A 25,731-nucleotide genomic window follows, 5' to 3' on the forward strand; every position below is an offset into this window, starting at 1 on the left:
TGTACTTTCTCAAATAGTGTGCTGAGATGTAGAAAAGGAATTTAATATTTCTTCTGCCTGATTCCATTTGCGTCAACAACAGTCAAAGCATGCTCGAGACTTATTTTTCTGTTCCCTACTAAGTCCTCTACTATTTTTGCAGTCTCAAGAGGTGTAGAAGGTTGCATTCGGATGTAAATTACTCCGGCTTTTGGTCTAAACCCATGCTTAAAAATCAGCTCTCCATAATCACTATCATGTGTGATGATCGTTCTGTTTTCTTTAATGGCAATATTCATAACTTCTGCATCAAAAATACTAGGATTGTCCAGTCCAATGGATTGAACATCAAACCCTAATTCTCTGAGGAAAAAGATACTTGCTAGTGGTATATTTTCGTTTGCCAGAAACTTCAAAGGAGATGATTATAAGGCTTTAGTATACAACAGACCATCTTTTAGACAATCCTGAACATAAGCAAATACTGCTTGTAATGATTCTTTTGTCAATCTGGGGTAATTTTCCAGAATTTGGCTTTCATCCCAACCTTGTGCAAGCAAACCGATGATATGTTCTACTGAAATACGTGTGCCCTTAATGGTTGGTTTACCTAACAAAACCTGCTGATCAGATACGATATGATTTTTCCATTCCATAACCATAATATACGAATAAACCCTTTATTTGATTCTCAATTTTAGGTCTGCTTTTATAGCTTAATTATCTTTTTAAGATCAGCAATTTAACAAACTTGAGACTCTCATCACAATCCTCCTCACCCTCAGTGTCACTCGCCAGACACTGATGTTTATGAAAACTCAGCGTTCCTTGCAGGTAAGGCTGAGGGAGGTGAGGGCAGACGTTATATGTTTTCATCTACCCAAGATAAAGAATCAGGAGATTCACAAAGAGATTTGTATGAAAAGAGCATATTTCGTAGTGATTTCTTAAGTCAGCGTATGGAGGTGAAGTGTAAATATTTACATTGAGCTGGCTTAAGTGTATGGAAGCTTTAGAATTTACCCTCAGTGTCACTCGTCAGAGGACACTGATGATTATGAACTCAAAGTTCCTTGCAGGTAACTCTGAGGGAGGTAAATATCATTGATCAGCCTATTCGTGTTTGTCATTACCTCCCTAACGCACCGTTTTTGTGTTTAGTCGGCTGTTTTAAGAGGCTAGCGCAGTGATTCAGTGAGTGGGTAAAGCTGCCGAACGTATAATACAGTGCTTTAGCGATTGGGTAAGTTTATCAAACCATCAAAGCATTGCTTTAGGGCTTCGGAAAGTTTGCCGAAACGCTGATGCAGTGCTTTAGCGATTGGAAACATTTGCCGAAGTACAAAAGCACTGCTTTTGTGATTCGCTTTATATTTCATTACCTGCCAATACATGTATTGAGGATAAGTACTTCCCTGCCTTGAATGCCTTCTGCATCCTCATACATATTGTTTTTGGGATTAAACCCAAAATTTTATGCTCCATAAATCGCTTCCTTTATTACAATTCACAGTAATTTTATAATTATAATAATATAAAATATGATTATTCATGTAAATTGTGACTTGTTAATATCATAAACAAAAAATAGGAGCAGTATGAAAAAGTTAAACCTGTTCATGAAAGATGCTTATGTGGTGCTGCACAATGTGCTTAGTACTCCTTCATTGTTAAGCAGTATGGCTAAATTTGGCTATAATGAAAAGCGGGTGAAGGAGAGTATGGAACGTTTACAACTCATCAAACAGATCGCGTTGTTGCGTAATGAGGCTATCAGCCTGTCTAAAAGTACCACGCGTAATTTGCAGATTGCCAAAGAGACTCTGATCAGCCTTTTTCAAATCCATATAGAGACAGCACGTTTGGGTTTTAAGCGGGAAGCAGAATATGAGGATCATCTGAACATCTGTAACCGGCGAAAGAGTGGCACCATAGACTGGCTGGAGCAGGCCGAGACATTTTATGCTTCCGTACCCACCCCCATGATGGAGAAATACAATGTAACTGCTGAGGAACTGGCGCAAGCCCGTCAACTGGTGAGCCAGGTGATGGATTTGCTGGCAGCACAGTCAAAAGCCAAAAGCAGGGTACAGGAACTTACCAAGCAGCGCAATCAGCAAACAGAAATACTGGACAAATGGATGCGCGACTTTATGAAAGTAGCCAGCGTAGCCCTGGGCGAATCTCCTCAGCAACTGGAAGCTTTAAATAAGGTAGTGCCTTGATGAGTTGGAGATTGTAAATTGCAAATTCAAAATTTCTAATTGAAGATATCCTCACTAACTTCTCTCCTGGATGATAAACCCGTTTCTCTACTATCATCCAGGAGGGAACCTGTTAAGTCTTAAGTAGATGTTTAATCAATGGATCAAAGCTTGGGTGTAAATTTACTACCCTGACACTAAATATTTCATCGCACTATAGTTTTCCGCTCTTGACAACAAAGTTCCCTTCGCGGTATGCGGGGCATCCCATGCGGGGCATCCCATGCGGGGCATCCCATGCGGGGCATCCCATGCAATGTTGGATGACCATAAGGTTTGTCTTAAACCTTGTGAGAGAAAGTCTTTCCGGCGTATTCCATTGCTAAACCCTTGCTGACCTTCTTTCTTTTTTGCTTTCATACTGCTAGATTACCGGAAATTGTAAACAGAGTTTTTTTATACCTATGAGTATTAATGTATCCTTATTAAAAGACATATGTGAGATAGCCGGAGCACCCGGATTTGAGTCGCGCATACGCAATCTGGTCATCAAAGAGGTAGAGCCGCTGGTAGATAGCCTGGAAGTGGACAATATGGGCAGTGTAGTGGCGGTCAAGAAAGCCAAAAACAATCCCGACGGCAAAAAGGTGATGATCGCCGCTCATATGGATGAGATCGGCTTCATCGTTACCCATATTGATGATAAAGGCTTCCTGCGCTTTCATACTTTGGGCGGATTTGACCCCAAAACGCTTACCGCGCAGCGGGTAGTGGTGCATGGCAAGAAAGACCTTATCGGCGTCATGGGCAGCAAGCCTATACATGTGATGAGTGCCGAAGAGCGAAACAAAAACCCCAAGCTTAGCGACTATTTTATTGACCTGGGCATGAATGCCGATGAGGTAAAAGAGATTGTAAAGGTGGGTGACCCCATTACCCGTGAAAGAGAACTAGTAGAGATGGGAGAGTGCGTCAACTGCAAGTCTATTGACAATCGGGTCTCGGTTTTTATCCTCATAGAAACGCTGCGCCATCTACAGGAGGTGCCCTATGATGTGTACGGGGTGTTTACCGTGCAGGAAGAAGTAGGTTTGAGAGGAGCGAATGTGGCCGCGCATAATATTAATCCTGATTTCGGCATCGGGCTGGATACTACCATTGCCTTTGATTTGCCCGGAGCGCAGCCGCACGAAAAAATCACGCATCTTGGAGAGGGAGCGGCCATCAAAGTGATGGATGCCTCAGCTATTGCCGATTACCGTATGGTGGAATTCCTGAAAGAGACTGCCGATAAGCATAATATCAAGTGGCAGCCCGAAATTCTGACTGCCGGTGGTACGGACACTGCCGGAATACAGCGGATGGGCAAGCGAGGAGCCATCGCGGGCGCGATTTCTATCCCCACGCGTCATCTGCATCAGGTGATTGAGATGGCTAACAAAAAGGATATAGATGCCTGCATCCAACTGCTGAAAGCCTCCCTGGAAAGCATAGATAAATTTGACTGGAAGCATAGGTAATGGATAGTGTTATGGTGCTGGGTGTTATGGTTATCAGAATTAGGGATAATCCCAATACCAACAACTATAACACTATAGCACCCTAACACTCTCTCCCTAAAAAACAAACACCAGCTTAAACATCTGACTGGCCTGTGGGTCAAGGTGGATGCCATTGGTATTGGATTCTTGATTATTTTGTTTGGCGGTTTCGTGCAGGCGGGGAATAAAATAGCCGAGTGCAGCGCCTATCACATATCCGGTGAGCACATCGGTAATATAATGCTTGCCCGCAGCATATCTGAAGTAACCGGTAGCTGCCGGCCAGGCAATAGCACCCGCCCAGATCAGCTTACGTGTAGTTGGGTTGTCAATATACTGTGAAAGTACCTGCGCGGAGAAAAAAGAAATCGCAGCCGTGTATGACGTATGCCCTGAGAAAAAGGAGAGGTTATTATCTTCCTCAATCCTCTCATCAAAAGGAACATTATCATTATGTGTATATGGCCTCGGACGGCTAACCAACACTTTGCTAAGTCCAGTAAATGTTTCGTTGAGCAATATCGTTTCCAGCAACATCACACTGATGGTTCCAAACTCCTGCCGGGCTTCCGGGATCAGTAGAGAAGTGAGGGGAAAGAGGTAGGAAATATTCAAAAAGACGTTGCTGGCAACCCGAGCCTGGTGACTATAATTGTCGGTAGCCTCCAGGTCAATGCCCAGCAATCGGTCATGGTTTAGCGCTATGATTTGCGTTGAATCAAGAGGCATCTGCTTAGCTCTGAGCACCAGACTTGTTACAGTGCCGATCGTGCCAGCTGTCAGCAGAGGCACGTCTTTATTTGCAGATAATTGATAAGCTTTTTCCTGTCCCGGAAGAGGGTGTTGAGGTAAGATAAATCCAATAAAAAGGGCGAGGCTTAATAATAATGTATTCTGCTTAAAAAATTTCATAAAATGCGAATGATAACTTGTAGATTTGATAAAAAATGATATAATAATAAGCCTTACATTTACCTAACTGTTTTACCTAAACTATTAAATAATTCATGCTTAAGAGATTTATGGTGCTGATTGTATTGTGTATTGTATTGTTCGTATTGTCAAACACTGTTGCCCACGCAAGTTCCCCTGATACTTTTGTTTCTCCCCCTGTTCTTCATGCTGCTCATGTACCTATACTCTCGGATGCTCTTTTACACTGAATGAGATTGACTTTAATTAGCGATTAAGTGTTTACCCCCAGCCCGAAAACATATTTTTTCCCAGGCTTCATATATTATTTTCAATAATTGGCAGAAAATCACGTTAGTAATAATAGATAAGTCCATTATTTTTCATATGTTAGATAACTAAAAGATTAGTTATGCTGATTTTCAGTCAGCTTTACTAATTATTGTTTGCGTTTTTTTACTCAAACCAGAACTACCATAGCCTCAGCTCCATGAAACCAATTATTGAAACCCACTCTATTGCTAAATTGTATCGCATGGGCGATGAAGAGATTCACGCCCTGGAATCCATTTCCATCAAAGTAAACCGGGGAGAATATGTAGCCTTTATGGGGCCATCCGGTTCCGGTAAATCCACCCTCATGAACATTATCGGTTGTCTGGACACACCAACTTCGGGTGATTATTATCTTAATGAGCAAAATGTCAGCCACATGAGTGAGAATGAACTGGCGACAGTTCGCAACAAAGAAATTGGCTTCGTGTTTCAGACCTTCAACCTTTTACCTCGCTCTTCTTCACTGGATAATGTAGCCCTTCCCCTTATCTATGCCGGTATCAATAAGTCAGAAAGGCAAGATAGAGCCATGCAGGCGCTGGAAAGTGTAGGATTGGGAAGCAGAGCATACCATAAACCCAACGAGCTTTCCGGAGGGCAAAGACAGCGTGTAGCTATTGCCCGTGCCTTGGTGAACAATCCCAGTATCATTCTGGCAGATGAACCTACCGGTAACCTGGATACCAAAACTTCATACGATGTGATGGACCTGTTTCAGGACCTTCATGATCAGGGAAATACCATTATTATGGTTACCCACGAAGATGATATCGCACATTACTCACACAGAATCGTCAGGCTTAAAGATGGATTGATAGAAAAGGACGATGTCAATACCGAAATCAGAAGGAGTAGTAGCATGGAACAACCTATGTAATAACATATATTATAATTTCGTCAGTACCCTCAATACAAAACCTACCATGAATAAAAAACTCATCATTCCTATTGTTGTCTTGGTGCTTGCCATAGGAGCTTACTTCTATTTTAGCGACCAGGGAGATGAAACTGAACAAGACATACTCACTTCTGTACAACGCACAGATTTGCAACTTGATGTGACAGTTACCGGAGAGCTACAGGCCAAAAACTCTGTCAATATCATGGGACCCACCGGACTCAGAAACGCCAGAATCTATCAGGTAAAGATTGATAATATCGTACCCGAAGGTACCGTGGTGGAGAAAGGCGGTTATGTAGCCCGACTGGATAATTCTGAGCTGAGTAATAAAATCAGAGAGGAAGAACTGGAATATCAGGAAAGCCTCAATGTATATGAACAAACCCAGATTGATACGGCCATCAACCTGCGTGAGCAGCGCGATAAACTGATCAATTTGCAATACGATAAAGAGCAGAAAAAGCTAACGCTTGAGCAGTCACAATACGAGCCACCAGCTACCATCAAGCAGGCAGAGCTTGAACTGGAGAAGGCAGACCGGGCGCTGGAGCAGGCAAGAGAAGAATATGATTTACTCCTGAGAAAAAGCCGTTCGGAGATGTCGCAGGCAAGTGCTAAGCTTCAGGACGATAAAATGGACCTTGATCAGCTTCAGGATTTGTTGAAAGATTTTGTCATCAAAGCCCCTGAGAATGGTATGGTAATTTATGAAAGAGAGTGGGACGGACGAAAAAAGGGAGAAGGTTCACAGATTAGCGCCTGGGAGCCAGTGGTCGCTACTTTGCCAGATCTTTCTTCTATGGTTTCCAAAACATATGTCAATGAAGTAGATATCAGCCGTATTCAGGCCGGACAGCAGGTAGAAATCGGCTTGGATGCTTTTCCCGATAAAAGACTAAGCGGGGTAGTGACAGAAGTTGCTAATGTGGGTGAGCAACGCCCCAATTCGGATGCTAAGGTTTTTGAAATCTCTGTATTGATTAACGAAAGCGATACTACCCTTCGTCCTGCCATGACCACCGGGAATACCATCATCACCGACTATATAGAAAATGTGCTGGTAGTACCGCTGGAAGCTATTTACAGTCAGGGTGACAGCCTTACCTATGTTTTTAAGAAAAAAGGACTCTCTACTGTAAAACAACAGATAGCGCTTGGTGCAAAAGGTAATGATATGGTAGTGATTGAAGATGGCCTGGTAGAGGATGATGTTATCTATTTGTCTACCCCTAGTAATCCTGATGAAAAACAGATTGCTTATCTGGAAGAAGAGCCTCAACCCTTAACAGAAAAAGGGAATGACTGAGAAGATCGTAGGTAACTTCAGTATCGCATTGGAAGCAATACTGGCAAATAAACTTCGCTCATTGCTCACTGCCCTGGGGATTATTTTTGGTGTAGCAGCAGTAATAGCGATGCTTGGTATAGGCGCAGGAGCACAGGAAGAGATCCTGGAACAGATCAAACTGGTAGGGGTAAACAATATCATTGTAAAGCCCATGGTAGAACAAACCGAAGAAGACCTGACTGCGCAGGAATCTCCAACTCAGCAAAAACCCAAGTTTTCACCAGGGCTCAATATGAAAGATGTGGAAAGCATTGAGAGTATTATCCCTGGTATCAACACGGTAAGTCCGGAGATCATCATGGACAAATACCTGATCAAGAACGGTATACGAAGGTCGGCTAAGCTGGTAGGAGTAGAGAGTAGTTATTTCAATCTTGCCAATTTTACAATGGGGTATGGTGAAATGTTTAGCAAAGAACAAATGGAAGAAGGTGACCCGGTTTGTATTATTGGTAAAGCGATAGAAGATAAGTTCTTTAGTGAAGAAGATCCTCTTGGTAAGATGATCAAAGTTGGTAATCAATGGCTTAAGATAGTGGGTGTATTGGAAAGAAGGTTCATCACTGCTGAGAATATCAACCGTCTTGGAATCAGGGATTACAATATGGATGTATATGTACCCATCAATACCATGTTGATCCGTTATCGTGACCGCTCGCTCATTACCAAAAGCATGATTGAAGCGGCTAACAGTCGTATGGTGGTGAGGAGTAATGATGAACAAACTACGGATGAAGAATATCAGGAAAGAAAAAATTATCATCAGCTAGACCGTTTGGTGATCAGTGTAAGCGAAGATCAGCCCTTGAATAAAGTGGCAGATGTAATGTCCCGTATGCTGGAGCGTCGTCACTATGGCGTAGTGGATTATGAAATTGAAATTCCTGAGCTTTTGATCAAGCAGCAGCAGCGTACCAATCAGATATTCAATATTGTACTGGGGGCGTTGGCAGGCATTTCTTTACTGGTTGGAGGTATAGGCATCATGAATATCATGCTGGCCTCAGTGATGGAGCGGATCAAAGAGATCGGATTACGGCTGGCAGTTGGAGCTCAAAAATCAGACATCATCTGGCAGTTTTTGTTTGAAGCCATGCTGATCAGTATTGCCGGAGGACTAATAGGGATTATCTTAGGTGTATTGATTGCCACTGGTATATCTAACATTGCTGAAATCCCCACTGTAATCACTCTTACTTCAATTGTGCTTTCTTTTGGTGTAGCAGCAACTGTCGGACTTATTTTTGGTATTGCACCCGCACGAAAAGCAGCTAACCAAGATCCCATAACCTCACTCAGATATGAATAAACCACTTTTGTATAAACTAATATTCGCCAGCCTAAGCCTCATTTTTTTTTATAGTAACAGTGCTGCGCAAGAAGAACCAACACTTGTACAGGAATATACACTGAAAGAGATTGTTGCGCTGGCTAAGGGACAGTCTCCCGCCTCTTTATTTGCTGAAACCAGAAAGCAAAATCAATATTGGCAGTACCGTTCCTTTATGTCGGAATATAGGCCTCAGCTTTACCTGAGAGGTGATTTTCCCGGCTATCAACGTAGCAATAATCCGATCACGCAGCCGGATGGTAGTATTGAATTCCGTAGGATCAACCAAAACCTGACCAGACTTAATCTGGGAGTTAGGCAGGTAATCGGACTCACTGGCGGTAGTATTTTTGTAGAGTCAGAAATGCAGCGCTTTGACAATTTTGAGACTGATCAAACAACATATAGTGGTAATCCGGCAGTTATAGGTTTTAGTCAGCAACTTTTTGGTTTTAACCCTTATAAATGGGACAAGGAAATCGCTCCACTTGAGTACGAAGAATCTCTGAAAGAATATGCAGAAGAAATGGAGGAGCTTTCTATTCAGGCTACCAACCTTTTCTTTGAAGTATTACTTGCCCAGATCAACCTGGAACTCGCTGAAAAAAACCTCTCCAGTAATGATACGGTATACCAGATTTCTGAAGGCCGTTACAATCTGGGAAAAATAGGAGAAAATGAGCTGTTGAGAGTAGAGTTCAACGTAATGAAATCCCGGCAGGAGGTAGCTCAGGCGCGCCTGGATCTGGAAACCAGTACGCTCAGGCTGAGATCTTTCATTGGTTTAAATAATAGTGAACGATTCATTTTGGCTCTGCCGGATGATATTCCCGGATTTGATGTGAACGAGCAAACGGCGATCAGCGAGGCACTCAAAAACAATCCTAATACCGTACAGTTTGCCCGACAGATAAAAGAAGCAGAACGTGATATGGCAGAAGCCAAAGGAAATACCGGGCTTAATGCTTCTTTGGAAGCTACTTACGGACTTACCAATCGGGCGGATGACTTTCCGGACATTTACAACAATCCAGAGAATCAGCAACGGCTGGGAGTAAGTTTTTTCATCCCGATCGTAAACTGGGGAAGACAAAAGTCAATTATCAAAACACAGGAAGCTTTTTTGAACCTTACTCAGTATCAGGTAGATCAAGAAAGGATCAACTTTGAGCAGGAAGTGTATACACAAGTGAAGACCTATGAGATGTTGCGTAATAAGGTTGAGATTACTGAAGTATCAAATGACATTGCTGCCCGCAAATATGAAATCACGAAACAACGCTACCTCATCGGTAAGATAAATATTACTGACCTTATTATCTCTTTACAGGAAAAAGACCAGGCTAGACGTGACTACATACAGGCACTTAATGACTTCTGGACTGACTATTATAACCTAAGGGCGCTTACGCTTTATGATTTTGAGGCCAATCAATCCTTATTGACTCCTGAAATCATGCAAGGTTACGAATAAACTGAAATATTATTCTGCAAAAAAAGGACTGGAGACTATTCCAGTCCTTTTTTATGAAGGATAGGTTAATTTATTATTTTATTGAAGATAATTCGCCGTTCCATATTTTCGCCAGTTACTGTTTGAGTAAGAGGATCAAACGATAAATCCACTCACCATTCTATTCAAAGAAATTTGAGTACTCATGCAATTTCTTTCAAAAGTACCAATACTCAAAAATCAGCAAGTTTCAGTTCGGAAATTTATTGTACTTTGTCAGGAAAAAAATGAATGTATGGTAGTTTATGATGTGGAAGCTTTCTTGCAGAAAGTGAGTTTAATGATAGAAAGTGCTTTAAACAAGCCTGAAATTCAGAAAAAACTGGAATCTTGTAACTATGATTTTGATCAGTTAGTAACAGGCCGAAATTTATTAGAAGAGTTAAGTAAACTGCATAAGCATTATCAAAGAGAGTACGGAAGGAAAAGTGAGTTTCTTGAAATGATCAAAAAAGATCAAAAATTTGCTTTTGATACTTATGTTCATCACCAAAGGCTCATTCATCAAGCTTTAAAGGATACTCCTGGTCTGGAAGAAGCACTTAATCTGAATGAAGTAGTTGCACTTGACAATGAAGGTTGGCTGGATCAGGCCAGTATTTTTTACAAAAAAGTAAATTTTATTGCAAAAGATTTAAGCAGCTATGGTCTGGATAATTCAGAACTTGCCCAAAGCCGAGCAATGATAGACGCACTCAAAGACGCTAAAATCATGCAGCGCAAGATACAGAAGAAAGCAAAGGAAGCAATAGTGCAGAGAGATCAGGTACTGAACATATTGCAACAGTGGGTGTATAAATTTAATACCATTGCGCAAATTGCCTTGCATGATGATGTTTTAAGCCTGGAGTCACTAGGAATAGAGCTTGAATCTTGATCATACAGGTAGGATCAACAAACGAGTTGATCCTATTATAGATTTCTTCGGCTGAGGCCAAATTTTTCATCTACTTCATAATTTCCCTTAGGCTCAATATGTATCATAATATCGTACACATTGTCCAGTCGCTCTTTAATCTCCCTTTCTACTGCAATGCTAATTTTGTGTGATTCGGCTACACTCAATCGGGCGTCTACTTCAATATCCAGATCAATAAGATACAGATTTGACATTTTACGTATGCGTGCCCTATGCGGGTTATGGGCGCCCTGTACGGCATCTGCTGCCTCAAATACTTTTTCGTAGGCCGAAGTATCATCAACACCATCCATCAACTCAGTATTGGATTCCATAAATACTTTGAAACCAATACGCAGAATCCACAGACTGACACCAATGGCTAAAATTGTATCAATGACAGGCATTTCCAGCAGGAGAGTAGCTGCGATCCCGATCAATACAGAAAGCGAAAGCACAATATCGGCCCGCATATTTTTGGCATTGGCGATCAGCATGCTGCTATTCGTCTTTTTTCCTACCTTAAACTGCCAACTGGCTAACATAAACTTCACCAGCATAGACAGGGCTGTTGCATAAATAGCCAGCATGTCAGGTAAGTCTCTCTGAACTCCTCCGATTAAGTCTTTTACATTTACATATAAAAGCTGAGCACCAGCAAAGAAGATAAAAAATGAAAGAAATTTGCTGGCAATTGTTTCTGCCCGCTGATACCCATACGGATATTTAACCGAAGGAGGTTTTTGGCTAATACGTGCTGTGAAGAGGATAATTACATAAGTGGCTACATCTGAAAGTGTGTCTATACCATCTCCTATAACCGACTGACTATTAGCAGTAAAGCCGACTACCATCTTGATAATAGCGAGCAGGGCATTACCCACAATTCCTACCCACGCTGCTCTGATAATTACATGTATTCTCTCGGGCACCTCAATTCAAATTTAAATACAAACCCACTTTTCGTAAAGGCTTACAAAAGTAAGCACTAAGTTTTACAAAGAAACAATGATTTTGAATAGACGTTTATATAACTTGTAAAGACGAAAATCATTTTAACAATGATTTTTTTAATATTTTTTTAAACCTTAAATAAACAAACCGATGGCATTCAAATTACCTGACTTACCTTATTCTTTTGACGCGCTTGAACCTCATATTGATGCCAAAACTATGGAAATCCACCATGATAAGCATCATGGCGGCTATGTAACTAAACTTAATGGTGCTATTGAAGGAACTCCTCAGGCCGATATGTCTTTAGAAGATTTGATGAAGAGTGTAGGAAGTTTGTCCACTGCTGTACGTAATAATGGTGGAGGACATTACAATCACTCACTCTTTTGGACTATCTTATCTCCCGATGGTGGGGGTAAACCAAGTGGTGAATTGGCTGAGGCTATTGACAAAGCCTACGGCTCATTTGACAGCTTTAAAGAAGAATTTAACAATGCTGCTGCTACACGTTTCGGTTCAGGATGGGCATGGTTGGTTGTTGATTCCAGCGGTGCACTTAAGATTACTTCTACTCCCAACCAGGATAATCCCGCTATGGAGATAGCTGAAGTAAAAGGTACTCCTATTTTGGGTTTAGATGTTTGGGAACACGCTTATTATCTGAATTATCAGAACAAGCGTCCTGAGTATATTGCTGCTTTCTGGAATGTAGTAAACTGGGATGAGGTAAGCAAAAGATTCTCAGCAGCCAAGTAAGGCTGTATTGATTTAAGCTTATAACTTACTTACTATGACCCTTTCCCGATACGGAAAGGGTTTTTTAGCTTATCGCGACATTTAGGTAGCGTACGAAAGGTTCAATAGTTTTAAACATCTGGATAGCTTTGTCCTTAAAATGGTCATCTGTGATAGCTTCATCACTAAGCTTATGGATGACAACATAATCTTTGAGTTTGAGCATTTCAATATTTGGATGGTCAGTATCGTAGCCTTTAGGGGCTTTTTTGAGTTTGTCACCTTGTATAGTACCATAATACTCCTGAAAGTCTGCCTTTGATACAATCTTTTTCAGCTCAGAAGCATTGTAATCTATCTCCTGCCTTACTTTGGATAATATATCTGAGCTGGGATGGTACATTCCTCCACCAATAAAAGATTCACCATGAGGTTGAATATGTAGGTAGTATCCAGCATTGTCTGATTTTTTTCCTCCCTCTGACATATATGCCCCAAAATTACTTTTGTAAGGAGATTTATTTTTAGAAAACCGGATATCCCTATTTATTCTGAAGATACAGTCCTTAGGAGTAAGTCCCATCAAGCCTTCATCTACAATGGAGAGTTCGCCCAAGAGGTGAGTTACAAACATTTTAAACTCTTCCTTCGCCTCCTCATACCATGAGCGGTGGGCATCCATCCATTCTTTATTGTTGTTCTGTGCCAGTTCATCCAAAAAATTAAGTACGAGTTGCAAATTCATAGGTAGTCAAGTATAGTTTCTAAAGCGATACCCCGGGAGGCTTTCAGCAGTATGGTTGAATCATCGTAACGTTGAGACTGTAAATAAGTGATGAGCTCTTCTTTCTTATGAAAATGTTTTGCTGCCGGATAAGTTTTTTTTGCATCCTCCATCATACTACCACAGAGCAATACTTCATGAATGTTACTTGCAGAGAGTAAGGAGCCTATTGCAGCATGTTCAGCCGGGCTGTCTTTTCCTAGTTCATACATATCTCCTAGTATGGCTACTTTATGGGTTACTTTCATCTTATCCAGGTTTTTGATGGCGGCCTGCATAGAGTCAGGGTTGGCATTGTAAGCATCCATAATAATGGTATTACTGCCTTTTTCAATCAGTTGAGAGCGTTTGTTAGAAGGTTGGTACTGGCTTACCGCCCGATTAGCCTCTTTTGCGTTGATGTCAAAATATTTGCCTATGCATAGTGCAGCAGCGATGTTCTCAAAATTGTAAGCGCCAATTAATTTGGTCACAACCTCCTCACCATTCTCATGCTGGTAAATGATAAAAGGATCAGCACTTATCAATTTACAATGGAAGTAGTCGTCCTCAACAGGGTAGAAGAGAGGTGCTTCAAAACGCTTCGCCATATTGCTTAGGATAGGATTTTGAGAATTGATAAACACCGTACCCTTGTGTTGAATGAGGTAATGGTACTGTTCGCTTTCGCCCCGGATAGCGCCTTCAAATCCCCCAAAACCTTCCATATGCGCTTTACCTATATTGGTGGTCAAACCGTGGGTAGGTTCAGCAATTTCACACAGCATAGCGATCTCTCCTACACTATTGGCCCCCAGTTCAATGATTGCCAGTTCATGCTGCTTTTGCAACTGCAATAAGGTGAGCGGTACTCCAATGTGGTTATTGAGATTCCCTTGCGTAGCCAGCGTTCTGTATTTAATACTTAATACTCGGTTGACCAGTTCTTTGGTAGTCGTTTTACCATTGGTGCCATTAATCCCGAGTACGGGTATATTAAATTGCCGACGATGATGACGGGCTAATTCCTGGAGGGTTTTCAGAGTATTTGGAACCAGAATACAACGTTCATCCTGCTGATACTTTGCTTCATCAATTAAGGCATAACGGGCTCCTTTCTCCAGGGCGTCGGCAGCAAACTGATTGGCGTTAAACTTTTCTCCCTTTAGTGCTATAAACAGGCAGCCTTCAGCGATATTTCGTGTATCGGTAGAAACTTGACCGCATTCCAAAAATTTCTCGTAAATATCCTCTATCATTGTAGTTTAATAGTTCTTGGTGTTATGGCGCGATAGTTATATCATGTTATGGTTCTATAGTTTTGGGGATGATGATATAAGAGTTTTTAAAGCATATAGATACTGTTTATGTAAACCCTGACTTAAGGAAAATTGATTGAGTTCATGTAAATAATAAAGTCTTTAAGTCAATCATAACACCAAGAACTATAACACCATCTGTATCTCACGCAAGTAAGCAAAAAAATTGACTATGAGCTATATCCTGAGCTTGGAAACCGCTACCAAAACATGCTCAGTTGCACTGCATCGTGACAGACAACTTTTAGCTTTACAGGATTTTCATCTTGAAAAATCTCATTCCTCCATTTTGCATCCTCTCATTGCCGATCTTATGGAATATTGTGAAGTGGAAAGAAAGCAATTAAGTGCCATTGCACTTTCCATGGGCCCAGGTTCTTACACCGGATTGCGGATAGGTACATCTACCGCTAAAGGTTTGTGTTTTGCACTTGATGTACCTCTGATCGCCGTCAACACATTGGAAACAATGGCACTGGGTGTTCAAAAATATAACAAAAATAATGCTTTCTTATGCCCTATGTTGGATGCACGCCGGATGGAAGTCTATTATCAGATCAGAGATGAAAATGGTATAGAAGTGCAGCCTACAGCTCCTCTGGTAGTTGAGGAAAATAGCTTTGATCAGTATTTGGATGAAAGGGAAATCTGGTTTTTTGGAGACGGCAGTGATAAGTGTCGCCCATTATTAGAAAGCCGCTTTGAGCATGCTGTTTTCATTGACCATATACTGCCTTCGGCAAGAGAGGTAGGAGAATTAGCATGGAAAAAGTTTGAGGATAAAAGCTTTGAAGATGTAGCTTACTTTGAGCCTTTTTATCTTAAAGAGTTTCGTACTACCAAACCTAAAAAGAAATAGTTGCGTTGCCTAAGTAATCAAGTATTGATGAATATTATGAGACAGCAAGAAGGAGAAATTATCAATAAAGTAGCCCAAAGTCCCCTGGTGAGTTTTAACCTGGAAGATTACTATCCAAAGGGCGAAAGAGTTATATACGATATCAAAGACAACCTCTTCCAGGAAGCTATTTTGAGAGAAAAAGACTTTCGGGCTTTTGTAAAAGAGCACGATTGGTCACAGTATGAAGGAAAGTATGTGGCCCTTCACTGTTCTGTAGATGCTATTGTACCTACCTGGGCGTATATGTTGTTGACCATTAAACTTGAACCTTACGCTGCCAAAGTGGTGTATGGAAGCTTAGAGACTTTGGAAGCTGTACTGTTTAGTGAGGCGCTAAGTAAAGTAGAGCTGGAGAAATTCAAAGACGCCAAAGTTGTGGTGAAAGGCTGTGGAAACCTGCCCGTCCCAACTTATGCCTACGCAGAAATTACGCGTTTACTACGACCCTATGTGAGTAGTATCATGTATGGAGAGCCTTGTAGTACGGTACCATTGTATAAAAAACCTAAGAGATAAATTATTTCTTAATATATTCATACCGTTAAGAGCAGTCGTTGATCAGTTGTCTGCTCTTTTTTTATAGATAAAAATTTTTTTCTTGGGACCACTTAATAGAATTGATGAAGCAAGAATAGTCAAGTGGCTGATTTTCTAGCTTTTGTGCTAAAATATATAATTCCTACCAGCCTTATAGAGAATAGCTCAGATGAAAAACGACTTTTTTATCCGACATATATCTATAAATTCGTAAGCTCTTTATTTCTCTTATTACTAAAATACAACCTGCCCTCATGATACGAACCGAAAGGTTGCTTGATACACTCATTGGTGCTGCAAATCTTGGTATGTGCGTAGTAGATGAACGCAATAAGATCATAGATGTCAATGAGTTTTTTTGTTCTATTTATGAATATGAAAGAGAGGAACTGATCAACAGATCTTATTCCATCTTGCAACCTGAGAATTATCGTGAGCGTGCCAACTTATACTACCAGAATTACATTGAAGGAAATCAAAAGTCAGGCGTACGGCAGATCATAAGTAAAAGTGGCAGGAGAAAAAACGTCTATTCTTTTACTGCCAATACTGAGGATGAAGAGGGTAATAAGTTGAAAGTTTTCAATATCGTAGAAGCTGCTGATCTTCCTCAAACTTTCAGTGAAACGTCTCCAGAACCATTGCACACTACGCAAGAGGTTGTCATCGGTAATAATGTCAAAACAGGAATTCTCAGATGTAGCCAGGAGGGAGAATTACTATATGCCAACCCTCACGCTCGTACCTTATTATACTTACCCGCCGGATCTAAAAATCTGCATAATGAAGTTACTGTCTACAAAGAATATCATTCAAGAAGACTTCCAATTGTGCAATTGTTGAATGAAGAACGTTTTATTGATAATCAATCCCTCTTAATAGAACGGCCCGATCATGCTCCTTTTTGGGCGTTAGTGAGTGCGTCTACTGTAATTACTGACGACGGAGAGGTTTGCTTTGACATTACTCTGGTAAGTCAGGAAGATCAGAAGCTACTGGAACGTCAGCTCAATAAGCGTATTGAAGAACTAAAAAATTCAAATAAGAGTCTGGATCATTTTGTATACGGCGCTACTCATGATCTCAAAGCACCTTTGGCATCCATTTCCGGCCTGATCAATATATTGAAAAGGGAGCAGGATGCCGGACAAAGGGAGCTTTATATTCAGATGATGGAAAAAAGCGTTCACCGGCTTAATGAATTTATAAAGGAAATCGTAGATTATTCTCGCAATGCCAATCAAGAGGTGAAGCGGGATAATATTGAGTTTCAACCTCTGGTGGAAGAGATTTTTGAGAGTATGGCACATTTGGAAAATGCTGCTAAGATCAAGCCGGTGATTCACATAGAGCAGGATTTTCCTTTTCTTACAGATGCACACAGGCTCAAAGTAGTTCTCAACAATCTGGTAAGTAATGCTTACAAATACAGTAGCTCTCATCGGAGAGATAGCTTTATTGAAGTATGGGTAAAGGTTAGTCCGGTAAAGGCTACCATTCAGGTAAAGGATAATGGGCAGGGTATTGGAAAGAATCATATAGAAAAAATCTTTGATATGTTCTTTCGCGCATCAGAGGGACAGGGAGGTACGGGTTTAGGGCTCTACATCGTCAAAGAAACCCTGGATAAGATGCAGGGTACAATACATGTAGTATCAGAACTTGGTCAGGGTACCAACTTCATCGTCAACATACCTTCAGCAAGTATATTGGGCAGTAGTGAAAAGCAGATGAAGCTGGATATTTAACTTTTCCAATTACCAATCAAATAATAGGTAGGATAAGAGTTAGTCGTAGAGCTATAAGAACTAAGCTGTTTGTGACTGCATTTTCTCCTTTATAGCATCAAGGTTTTCTGTCAGCAGAGGCTTTACTATATAATCTGTAACTAAACGATAATTCTTAGCTTTATTTATATCTGATTGCTCTGAAGAAGAGGTCAGCATGTAGATGGCAGTATCGTCAAAATAATGGTTTTGGTTTAGCTGACTCAGCCTTTCCAGAAATTCCCATCCATTGACAATGGGCATTCTGATATCCAGGAAAATGATGTTGGGAGGGGAAGTTTGCTCTTCTTCCAGTTTTTGGAGATAATCAAGGCTATCCACTGCACTCAGGAATGTTATGATCTCCTCTGCAAAATCTACAAACTCTGATAGTTTCTGAAAAATAATATTGTTAATAGGGTCATCATCAATGACCATTACCTGCTTAATTTTCTCCATCATACGCTTTCTACAATCTAAAGATCAACATTGTTCATTTCATTGGGTAAAATCACCTCAAAGCAACTGCCTTCTTTGAGTTTGGATTGTACACTAATTCTGCCTTCTAATTTGTTGATCGTTTCTTTTACTATAAATAAACCTAAGCCCGAGCCTGAAGATTCACGAGCAGCCTGGAAGAACATACCAAATATCTTATCCAGGTGCTTTTCTTCTATTCCTATACCATTATCCTCCACCAAAATATGTGCCTCATCCTTTTTGATCATAACTTTTATGTTGATATAGGGGTTAGATTCCTCGTATTTATGATATTTTATAGCATTAGAAATCAGATTTATCAGTATGACATACAAACGGATCTTATCAGTATAGAACTTACTTTCTCCTTCTATAAAGGTGTGAATGTTCACATCATCAATATGTTGCAGGTATTTTAAGCGTTGTAATACGTCGGTAATGAGGCTTTCAAAATGGATTTCTTCACACTCAATTTCCAGACGGGCATTTCTTGAGTAGTCAGTAATGTCCTGAATGATTTTATCCATTTTGTTCAGGCTTTGCTCCATCATATCCAGGTAGGACATGCGTTCGCTTTCGTCCTGGGTAAACCTAGAAATATTGATAAGTCCTAGGCTGGAGGCAAGGGGCGCTCTCAAGTCATGAGAAGCACTATAGACAAAGCGGTCCAACTCTTCATTGGTTTTCTGTAGTGCCTTATTTTTTTCCTGTAGTATTTTTTCTGATTCTTTTCGCTCAGTAATATCCCGTATAGCACCATCATAGTACTTGACACCCTGATCTTCATTAATAATAAAACTTGTAAGCCCCCAAAAGGTACTTCCGTCTTTACGTTTGAACTGAAAAGAGCAGTTGTTGATCATCCCTTTGATTAATGCCTGATCAAATTTTTTAGCAGTTTCTTTATTAGCAAAGAGTTCTTCCAAATGAATATTTTCATTGGTATACCCAAATAGGTCGCGAAATGATTGATTGGTATACTGAAGGTTTCTTGAAGCGTCGGTACGTAAAATTGCTTCTTTAATATTCTTGTTTATGGACTCAAGGAATTGCTCCTGATGTCTTACTTTTTCTTCAGCTTTTTTTCTTGCACTTATGTCTCTGTGTATGGAAATCCAATGAGTTACTTCTCCATCCTCATTTTTAAGGGGTACGATAGAAAAGTCGACCCAATAATGGCTTGAATCTTTTTTGTAATTGACAATTTCTGTACGTGCTGATTCGCCTTTCAGTACCGCCTGGTTGATCGTATCTAATGCTTCGGTAGAAGTGAGCGCGCCATAAAGAAGGTTATGGCTATTGCCGATCACTTCTTCTTCTTCATAACCAGTAAGGGAAGTAAAAGACCGGTTTACGTAAATTATATGCCCATGTATAAAATCCAATGATTTAACCTCAGTGATCAGAATTGCGTCATTGGTGTGGACGATTGCTGAATTTAGCAGGCGAAAAAGAGCTTCCTCCTGCTGCTTTTTGGTAAGATCCTGAATAAAGCAGGAAACCCCTTTAACTTTGCGCTCTCTGAAAATTGGGAAAAGCTTGACATTAAGGATTGCACTTTTGCCGTTGGTACTCAGGATTTCCGAAAATTGCGTTTGTTCACCTTGAATAGCCTCGTTAAAGTACTGTTGCCAGTTTTGCTGGAAAGTAGATCTGCCGCCCAGGGTCATCAGTTTTTGCCCTGATTCAAGTTGTTGATCAAAGAAGTTTTCAAAAAATGAAGTGAAACGCTGGTTGCAGTCTACCAATCTTCCTTCTTCATCCAGTAAGCCCACACACATATCCGTACTTTCAATTACAGCATAAAGGTTAGCAGTTTTGCGGTTCAGAGCTTCCTCTTTTTCCTGTAACTGATTGAGTACGTCCTGCTCAAAGTTATTCAGAAGAGCTTTGATATCGTTTAAAGAGGAAGCATTACTATCTTCTTTAACTTTTACATTAATTTTTTCACGAATCTGACTGATGGCATCATGAGTGTGTTCAGAAGAAGACATCATGAAGGAAATAATTGTATCCTGCTGTAAATTCTGCGCTTGTATGATATTGATCAGGTCACGTTTATCAAGATGGTCCAGATTCTGCTGCTCGCTGAGGTGGCCCTTGTACTTGTATTTCATACATAGTTTGTAAGCTTCTTCAGAGGTAGAGACAATAGTAATGCTTTTGTTGAGTGCAAGTGCATCCTGTATTTCATTTACCTGATTTTTATGAACTACGTAGAAAACATAGCCGTGATCGGTAAACAACTCTTCCGTACGTTTACTGATAAGTTGAGCAGTTGACAGCGATATATTATTGACCAAACTTAAGTCACAGACATAATAAGTATAAGGCTTGTCCTTAATTACATCCCTCAGTGCATGTTTGGAAAAGAAGAAAGTCTGTTCATCCAGTTTCCCCTTATCCTGCGAGTAAATCATGTCGGGAAGAAATTGCTGAACATACAGACTGTACTCGGCTACGGCATGAAAAAAAGAATAATTATTTGAGGAATTGTTGAGTGTATGAAAAGACAACTGTTGCTCAATACGGTTTTGTGGTTCGTTTGATTTTCGGTACAAGTGATTCATACAAAGGTAAAAAGCTTATTCTTGTTGGATTTTTCTTACTGTGAGTGAAAATATGTAAAATCATATTGACCAGGAAATTAGACAAGAATATGCTTGTTGTTGACAAGTAACAAATTGGAAACAATTTGAGAAATAATAAACTATACGTAGTGTCTTTATTTTCAGAGAATAATAAACAAAGACAAAAAAAATAAGGCAGGTAAAATGTCTGTTTTGTTACTGACGAAGTGATTCTGAAGAGGGTTTCATATCGTCACCAGAGTTGATTGAAAGTAGATATAATTGTATGATTATTTCAATAAAATTTATGACTTTTAATTTTATATTACTTAATATAATTTCATAATAAAATGAATTTATCATATAAAATTTAATTTCTTTGCAGTCCACAACTTAAATCAACTTTACCTTGAATATTGCCCTTCACCTGGGTACATAATATTTAGATTTTTCGGGGATATAAGTAGTTCGGAGGAATATACATTGGCTATGATTTTTGCCTGAAGAGCAAGATGTAAGGTATTGGTGCAAAAAAAATGTAGGTAGGCGTACAATAATATTGTTTAACGTAAGGTCAGCAACGCTACATTTTCTACATGATGGGTATGAGGAAACATATCAACCGGCTGAAGTTTTTTCACAATATACTTCTCGCTAAGTAAGGCTACATCTCTGGCCTGGGTTGCAGGGTTACAGCTTACGTAGACGATGCGTGAGGCATCCAGTGTAAGTAGTTTTTGTATCACATCCGGGTGCATTCCGCTACGAGGAGGGTCAGTGATGATCACGTCGGGCTTTTCGTGTTCATTCAAAAATGAATCATTCAGCATGTCTTTAATATCACCCGCAAAAAACAGGGTGTTGGATAGCCCATTCAATTCAGCGTTAATTTTGGCATCTTCTATGGCCTCTTCAATGTACTCTATACCTATTACCTGCTTGGCAGATCTGGCTACAAAATTAGCGATGGTGCCAGTACCAGTATACAAGTCATAAACAGTCTCATGTTCTTTGATCTCCGCAAAGTTACGAGCAAGCTGATATAGATGATAAGCCTGCCTGGCATTGGTCTGATAAAATGCTTTGGGGCTAACCCTGAAAGTCAGGTCTTCCATTTTTTCAGTGATATAGGGCTTTCCATCGTATAAGCTCACTGGAAGGTCAAAGTAGGTGTCATTTTTCTTAGGGTTGATGATATATTGCAATGAAGTAATTTCCGGAAAACTCTTTTTCAAAAAGCCCATCACCTGTTCTACCAAATCTGGGTGCTGAGATGCATCGCCACCAAACTGCACAATGACCATCACCTCCCGGGTGTTGCTGGTTCTTATGATCAGGTTGCGCAGTACTCCTTCGTGTTTGACATGATCGTAAAATGCTATATCGTGCCTTTTGGCAAAATCATCTAGAGCCAGCCTGATTTGGTTTGAGGGTTCTGGTTGAAGATAACAGTGTTCTATCGGCAGAATTTTTTCAAAACTCTGAGGAATATGAAACCCAAGTGCACGGCGGTCAAAATCCTCACTGGTGCTGATTTCCTCTTTAGTTAACCAGCGATTGACTGAGAAAGTATATTCTAGCTTATTGCGATAGTAAGTAGCATCCTCAGATGGCAGGATGGGAAGTATTTCTCCAACCTGCGCTTTTCCTATACGCTCAAAGTGATCTACAACTTGCTGTTGTTTGTATTCCAACTGAAGTTCATAAGGAATATGCTGCCATTTGCAACCTCCACAAATACCGAAATGGCTACAAAAGGGCTCAGTACGCAGCGAAGATAATTGATGAAAATGTATGGGACGAGCTTCCATAAATGACTTTTTCTTCTTGGTAACTTTGAGGTCCACCACATCTCCGGGAGCTACATCTTTCACAAAAATCACCATATCCTCGTGATGAGCCACACATTTACCCTCAGCAGCCATACGCTCAATGGTGATATTTTTCAGCTTTAAATTTTTCCTTTTTCCCATAGCGCGCAAAGGTATCATATTTGAATTTCAGATATATGGATTTAGGATAATATTGTTAAATTTAGAGATTAGCCTACAACCAAAACTATGTGAAAGGCTGTCTTTAAGAAGATAGCAAGAGCATACATCAATATGAAAAAGCTTCTGACATTGCTACTCTTAACTCTTCCCGGCTTTGGCCTGGCTACTCATATTGTGGGAGGTGAATTCAGGCTAATTCATATTGAAGGTACGCGCTACGAACTTAGGCTGGTCCAGTATTTTGATGAGGTGAATGGTGACCCGGAAGCAGAAGATGATTTTGCCCAGGTGCATATCTTCAGAAAGAGTGATAATGTAAACATGAGGATTCTGAACGTGAATCAGGTTTCTTCCGCTTTTGTCCCTTATACCAATCCTTCGTGCACTGATGAAAGTATTCTTTTTCGTCAGATTATTTACAGTGCTGAGCTAACGCTGCCACCGGGTCAGTTCAACGATCCTGAGGGATATTACGCAGTATTTGAGCGTTGCTGCCGCAATAATATTGTCAGCAACCTGGTATCTCCCCAGTCCACCGGACAAACCTTTTATATGGAGTTTCCTCCGGTTTCTGTAAACAATCAATCCTTCATCAACTCCTCTCCTGAATTATCAGCACCGATCAGTGATTATGCCTGCATCAATGAAAGCTTTGTATACGACTTCAGCGCAACTGACCCTGATGGAGATTCATTGGTTTACAGCCTGGAAGCCCCTCTCAATAGCTCACGCTTTGAAGCTGTACCTACCCCAACCCCCGCTCCACATGATCCGGTAAATTTTACAGATGGAATTGATGTAAATAATATGATTCCTGGTGCTCCACCTTTGCGTATTGACAGTGAAGGTAAGTTAAGAGTGATTCCTAATGAACTGGGAGTTTTTGTGTTTGGTATCAAAGTAGAAGAGTTTCGGAACGGTAATAAAATTGGTGAAGTAAGACGGGATTATCAGTTATTAGTCGTTGACTGTAACCCTGGGGAGGCTCCTGAAATATTTGTGCGGCATGAGGGCAGCTTTTATAATAATGATGATCTGTTAAGCCTGTCTAAAAATGGAAACCGCTGTCTTGAAATTCTTGTAACAGATCAAGATCCATCAGAAGTGATACGGGTAAGTGCAGAGGGAATTAATTTTGATGACGATATAGCTTCATTCATTAATCCATCTTTACAACTAATGGAGGGGCCAAACGATACGCTAAGGTTTGAACTTTGCCTTCCTCAGTGCCCCTATACGGAAGGTCCCATGCAGATCAATCTTATTGCTTATGATGATGCCTGTAGCCAACCCCTTTCGGATACTTTGCGCCTGAATATAGTGATTGATGGGGCTGCGGATAACGACCCATTTATAGTTAGTAATCCTAATGTAGTAGAGGTAAGTCTGGATGAAGGAGAAACTTTTAGCTATCCTATCAGAGGGCTGGACGAAGACGGTGATTTGCTTCAACTAGAAGCTGTGGGTGATGGTTTTGATATTGCTGATCTGGGAATGAACCTGGAAGAACGGCTGCTGATTCCAGGTGAGGTACAGAAAGTATTTGAGTGGACACCAAGTTGTGATCAAATAGATTTTAGCCAGGGAAATGAGTTTGATGTAGACGTAATCCTCAGTGATAATAGTGATTGTCCGTTTGGTGAGCCTGATATTTTGCGCTTTCGTTTTACCGTTAATCAGCCCGATAATGAACGGCCTATACTTACTACCTCAGGGCTGGAAGAAACAGAGATCAGTATTCGCATTGACGAAACCTTGTCTTTTGAAGTACTGGCAGAGGATATTGACAATGATTTTATCGTATTGAGCGCAGAAGGTGATGGATTTGAGCTAAATGACTATAACATCTATTTTCCAGGAAATCAGGGAATCAAAAATGTAGTAAGTCCTTTTAGCTGGCGACTTTCCTGTAATGTGATTGACCTTGAGGAAAGAAGTAGATTTGAGATTACATTTCTGGCTACTGACAATAGCTCATGTGGAGCTCCTTCAGTAGACAGTCTGAAATTAATTGTCAATGTTCTACCCCCTCTGAATGAAGCGCCTGAGCTGTTTGTGAGAAACTTCTCAAATGGAGATACCATCGTAGCGGAGGTAAATCGCCTAGTCAGTTTTGATGTCATCAGTACTGATGCGGATAATGATATTATTACGCTTAGGCTGGCGGGAGCAGTATTTAACGGAGATGAGTTGGATACAGAAATTATTAATTTCAATTTCTTTCCGGTACGGGGTAGGGGTACCGTAGGCTCTATTTTTAGCTGGGCTCCCCGTTGTGAAACTGTACCAGTTGCCAATCGTGACTCTTTTTTAGAGCTCTTTTTTGTGGCAGTAGATAGCAAATGCTTTAACAACAGAGATGATACCGTAAGCATCATATTGCGCATTGTAGATGAACCGCTTAACCTGGAAGCCTATGAACCCAGAAATGCTATTACTCCCAACGGTGACCAGCAGGGTGACTTTTTCTTCTTACGATTATGCAATAATCCGCAGGGTGAATGTGATCTGCCTTTAGGCAATTGCTCCAATATTTTTCAGAGAATTGACATCTATAATCGTTGGGGGAAAAAAGTATTCTCCTCAGATGATGCAGACTTTGAATGGCATGCCGAAGGAATTCCCGCAGGGGTATATTATTACACTATTTACTATAATACCGAAAGCTATAAAGGACAGGTATATGTACACCTCAGAAAACCTGATTAAGCTCGGCTTTTCCTGCATAGTTAATCAGTACAGCATTC

21 protein-coding genes are annotated in these 25,731 nt (G+C 40.5%); 12 read left to right on the forward strand and 9 right to left on the reverse strand.

Annotated elements, in window-relative coordinates; all coding sequences use genetic code 11:
- Window positions 1-41: 41 nt before the first annotated feature.
- Together WJR50_RS04250 and WJR50_RS04255 are read right to left on the reverse strand one after the other, a co-directional pair.
- On the reverse strand, window positions 42-395 hold the full coding sequence (locus tag WJR50_RS04250; protein WP_341291988.1) for a DUF5615 family PIN-like protein: 354 nt from the start codon (window positions 393-395) through the stop codon (window positions 42-44).
- Window positions 396-404: 9 nt separating this feature from the next.
- The gene (locus WJR50_RS04255; protein WP_341291989.1) at window positions 405-635 is read right to left on the reverse strand and encodes a DUF433 domain-containing protein; all 231 of its coding nucleotides are present in this window, start codon (window positions 633-635) and stop codon (window positions 405-407) included.
- Between the two features lie 942 nt (window positions 636-1,577).
- Between WJR50_RS04255 and WJR50_RS04260 the strand changes: the two genes are divergently transcribed.
- Together WJR50_RS04260 and WJR50_RS04265 are read left to right on the forward strand one after the other, a co-directional pair.
- Window positions 1,578-2,204, forward strand: a complete 627-nt coding sequence (locus WJR50_RS04260) for a PQLLE family protein (protein WP_341291990.1) — start codon at window positions 1,578-1,580, stop codon at window positions 2,202-2,204.
- A 443-nt stretch (window positions 2,205-2,647) separates the two neighbouring features.
- Window positions 2,648-3,703: a M42 family metallopeptidase gene (locus WJR50_RS04265; RefSeq protein WP_341291991.1), complete on the forward strand. Its 1,056-nt coding sequence runs from the start codon at window positions 2,648-2,650 to the stop codon at window positions 3,701-3,703.
- A gap of 96 nt (window positions 3,704-3,799) precedes the next feature.
- On the opposite strand, the gene WJR50_RS04270 is transcribed toward WJR50_RS04265, so the two are convergent.
- Window positions 3,800-4,636: a phosphatase PAP2 family protein gene (locus WJR50_RS04270; RefSeq protein WP_341291992.1), complete on the reverse strand. Its 837-nt coding sequence runs from the start codon at window positions 4,634-4,636 to the stop codon at window positions 3,800-3,802.
- A gap of 490 nt (window positions 4,637-5,126) precedes the next feature.
- Between WJR50_RS04270 and WJR50_RS04275 the strand changes: the two genes are divergently transcribed.
- The 5 genes from WJR50_RS04275 to WJR50_RS04295 all read left to right on the forward strand — a co-directional run bounded on the left by WJR50_RS04275 (window position 5,127) and on the right by WJR50_RS04295 (window position 10,941).
- Window positions 5,127-5,849 (forward strand): ABC transporter ATP-binding protein, encoded by a 723-nt coding sequence (locus WJR50_RS04275; protein WP_341291993.1) that lies wholly within the window; start codon window positions 5,127-5,129, stop codon window positions 5,847-5,849.
- A 46-nt stretch (window positions 5,850-5,895) separates the two neighbouring features.
- Complete coding sequence (locus WJR50_RS04280) at window positions 5,896-7,179, forward strand: efflux RND transporter periplasmic adaptor subunit (protein WP_341291994.1); 1,284 nt, start codon at window positions 5,896-5,898, stop codon at window positions 7,177-7,179.
- Window positions 7,172-8,530: an ABC transporter permease gene (locus WJR50_RS04285; RefSeq protein ID WP_341291995.1), complete on the forward strand. Its 1,359-nt coding sequence runs from the start codon at window positions 7,172-7,174 to the stop codon at window positions 8,528-8,530. The genes WJR50_RS04280 and WJR50_RS04285 overlap by 8 nt, the downstream gene beginning before the upstream one ends.
- On the forward strand, window positions 8,523-10,025 hold the full coding sequence (locus WJR50_RS04290; protein WP_341291996.1) for a TolC family protein: 1,503 nt from the start codon (window positions 8,523-8,525) through the stop codon (window positions 10,023-10,025). Before WJR50_RS04285 ends, WJR50_RS04290 begins: the two co-directional genes overlap by 8 nt.
- Window positions 10,026-10,299: 274 nt before the next feature.
- Window positions 10,300-10,941: a PQLLE family protein gene (locus WJR50_RS04295; RefSeq protein ID WP_341291997.1), complete on the forward strand. Its 642-nt coding sequence runs from the start codon at window positions 10,300-10,302 to the stop codon at window positions 10,939-10,941.
- A 35-nt stretch (window positions 10,942-10,976) separates the two neighbouring features.
- Here the strand turns inward: WJR50_RS04295 and WJR50_RS04300 are convergent, their stop codons facing one another.
- Window positions 10,977-11,894 carry a cation diffusion facilitator family transporter gene (locus WJR50_RS04300; RefSeq protein WP_341291998.1) on the reverse strand — a complete coding sequence of 306 codons (918 nt, stop codon included), beginning with the start codon at window positions 11,892-11,894 and terminating at the stop codon, window positions 10,977-10,979.
- A 172-nt stretch (window positions 11,895-12,066) separates the two neighbouring features.
- On the opposite strand from WJR50_RS04300, the gene WJR50_RS04305 reads away from it, so the two are divergent.
- On the forward strand, window positions 12,067-12,675 hold the full coding sequence (locus tag WJR50_RS04305; RefSeq protein WP_341291999.1) for a superoxide dismutase: 609 nt from the start codon (window positions 12,067-12,069) through the stop codon (window positions 12,673-12,675).
- 64 nt (window positions 12,676-12,739) lie between these two features.
- On the opposite strand, the gene WJR50_RS04310 is transcribed toward WJR50_RS04305, so the two are convergent.
- Both WJR50_RS04310 and WJR50_RS04315 read right to left on the reverse strand, forming a co-directional pair.
- On the reverse strand, window positions 12,740-13,399 hold the full coding sequence (locus WJR50_RS04310) for a DUF2461 domain-containing protein (protein ID WP_341292000.1): 660 nt from the start codon (window positions 13,397-13,399) through the stop codon (window positions 12,740-12,742).
- Window positions 13,396-14,676 carry a UDP-N-acetylmuramoyl-tripeptide--D-alanyl-D-alanine ligase gene (locus WJR50_RS04315; protein WP_341292001.1) on the reverse strand — a complete coding sequence of 427 codons (1,281 nt, stop codon included), beginning with the start codon at window positions 14,674-14,676 and terminating at the stop codon, window positions 13,396-13,398. The genes WJR50_RS04310 and WJR50_RS04315 overlap by 4 nt, the downstream gene beginning before the upstream one ends.
- 232 nt (window positions 14,677-14,908) lie before the next feature.
- Here WJR50_RS04315 and tsaB point away from each other — a divergent pair, with 232 nt between their 5' ends.
- From tsaB to WJR50_RS04330, 3 genes are all read left to right on the forward strand, one after another.
- A complete protein-coding gene (tsaB, locus tag WJR50_RS04320) occupies window positions 14,909-15,595 on the forward strand; it encodes a tRNA (adenosine(37)-N6)-threonylcarbamoyltransferase complex dimerization subunit type 1 TsaB (protein WP_341292002.1) in 687 nt (228 codons plus the stop codon).
- Window positions 15,596-15,631: 36 nt separating this feature from the next.
- Complete coding sequence (locus WJR50_RS04325; protein WP_341292003.1) at window positions 15,632-16,153, forward strand: DUF2480 family protein; 522 nt, start codon at window positions 15,632-15,634, stop codon at window positions 16,151-16,153.
- Window positions 16,154-16,428: 275 nt separating this feature from the next.
- The gene (locus WJR50_RS04330; RefSeq protein ID WP_341292004.1) at window positions 16,429-17,922 is read left to right on the forward strand and encodes a PAS domain-containing sensor histidine kinase; all 1,494 of its coding nucleotides are present in this window, start codon (window positions 16,429-16,431) and stop codon (window positions 17,920-17,922) included.
- A gap of 60 nt (window positions 17,923-17,982) precedes the next feature.
- On the opposite strand, the gene WJR50_RS04335 is transcribed toward WJR50_RS04330, so the two are convergent.
- The 3 genes from WJR50_RS04335 to rlmD form a co-directional block, all read right to left on the reverse strand.
- A complete protein-coding gene (locus WJR50_RS04335; protein ID WP_341292005.1) occupies window positions 17,983-18,402 on the reverse strand; it encodes a response regulator in 420 nt (139 codons plus the stop codon).
- A 14-nt stretch (window positions 18,403-18,416) separates the two neighbouring features.
- A complete protein-coding gene (locus WJR50_RS04340) occupies window positions 18,417-20,990 on the reverse strand; it encodes a PAS domain-containing sensor histidine kinase (RefSeq protein WP_341292006.1) in 2,574 nt (857 codons plus the stop codon).
- A gap of 563 nt (window positions 20,991-21,553) precedes the next feature.
- Window positions 21,554-22,963: a 23S rRNA (uracil(1939)-C(5))-methyltransferase RlmD gene (gene rlmD, locus WJR50_RS04345; RefSeq protein ID WP_341292007.1), complete on the reverse strand. Its 1,410-nt coding sequence runs from the start codon at window positions 22,961-22,963 to the stop codon at window positions 21,554-21,556.
- Between the two features lie 132 nt (window positions 22,964-23,095).
- Here rlmD and WJR50_RS04350 point away from each other — a divergent pair, with 132 nt between their 5' ends.
- The gene (locus WJR50_RS04350; RefSeq protein ID WP_341292008.1) at window positions 23,096-25,693 is read left to right on the forward strand and encodes a T9SS type B sorting domain-containing protein; all 2,598 of its coding nucleotides are present in this window, start codon (window positions 23,096-23,098) and stop codon (window positions 25,691-25,693) included.
- The last annotated feature ends 38 nt before the right edge of the window (window positions 25,694-25,731 follow it).

This window comes from Catalinimonas locisalis (assembly GCF_038039535.1).
Lineage (GTDB): Bacteria > Bacteroidota > Bacteroidia > Cytophagales > Cyclobacteriaceae > Catalinimonas.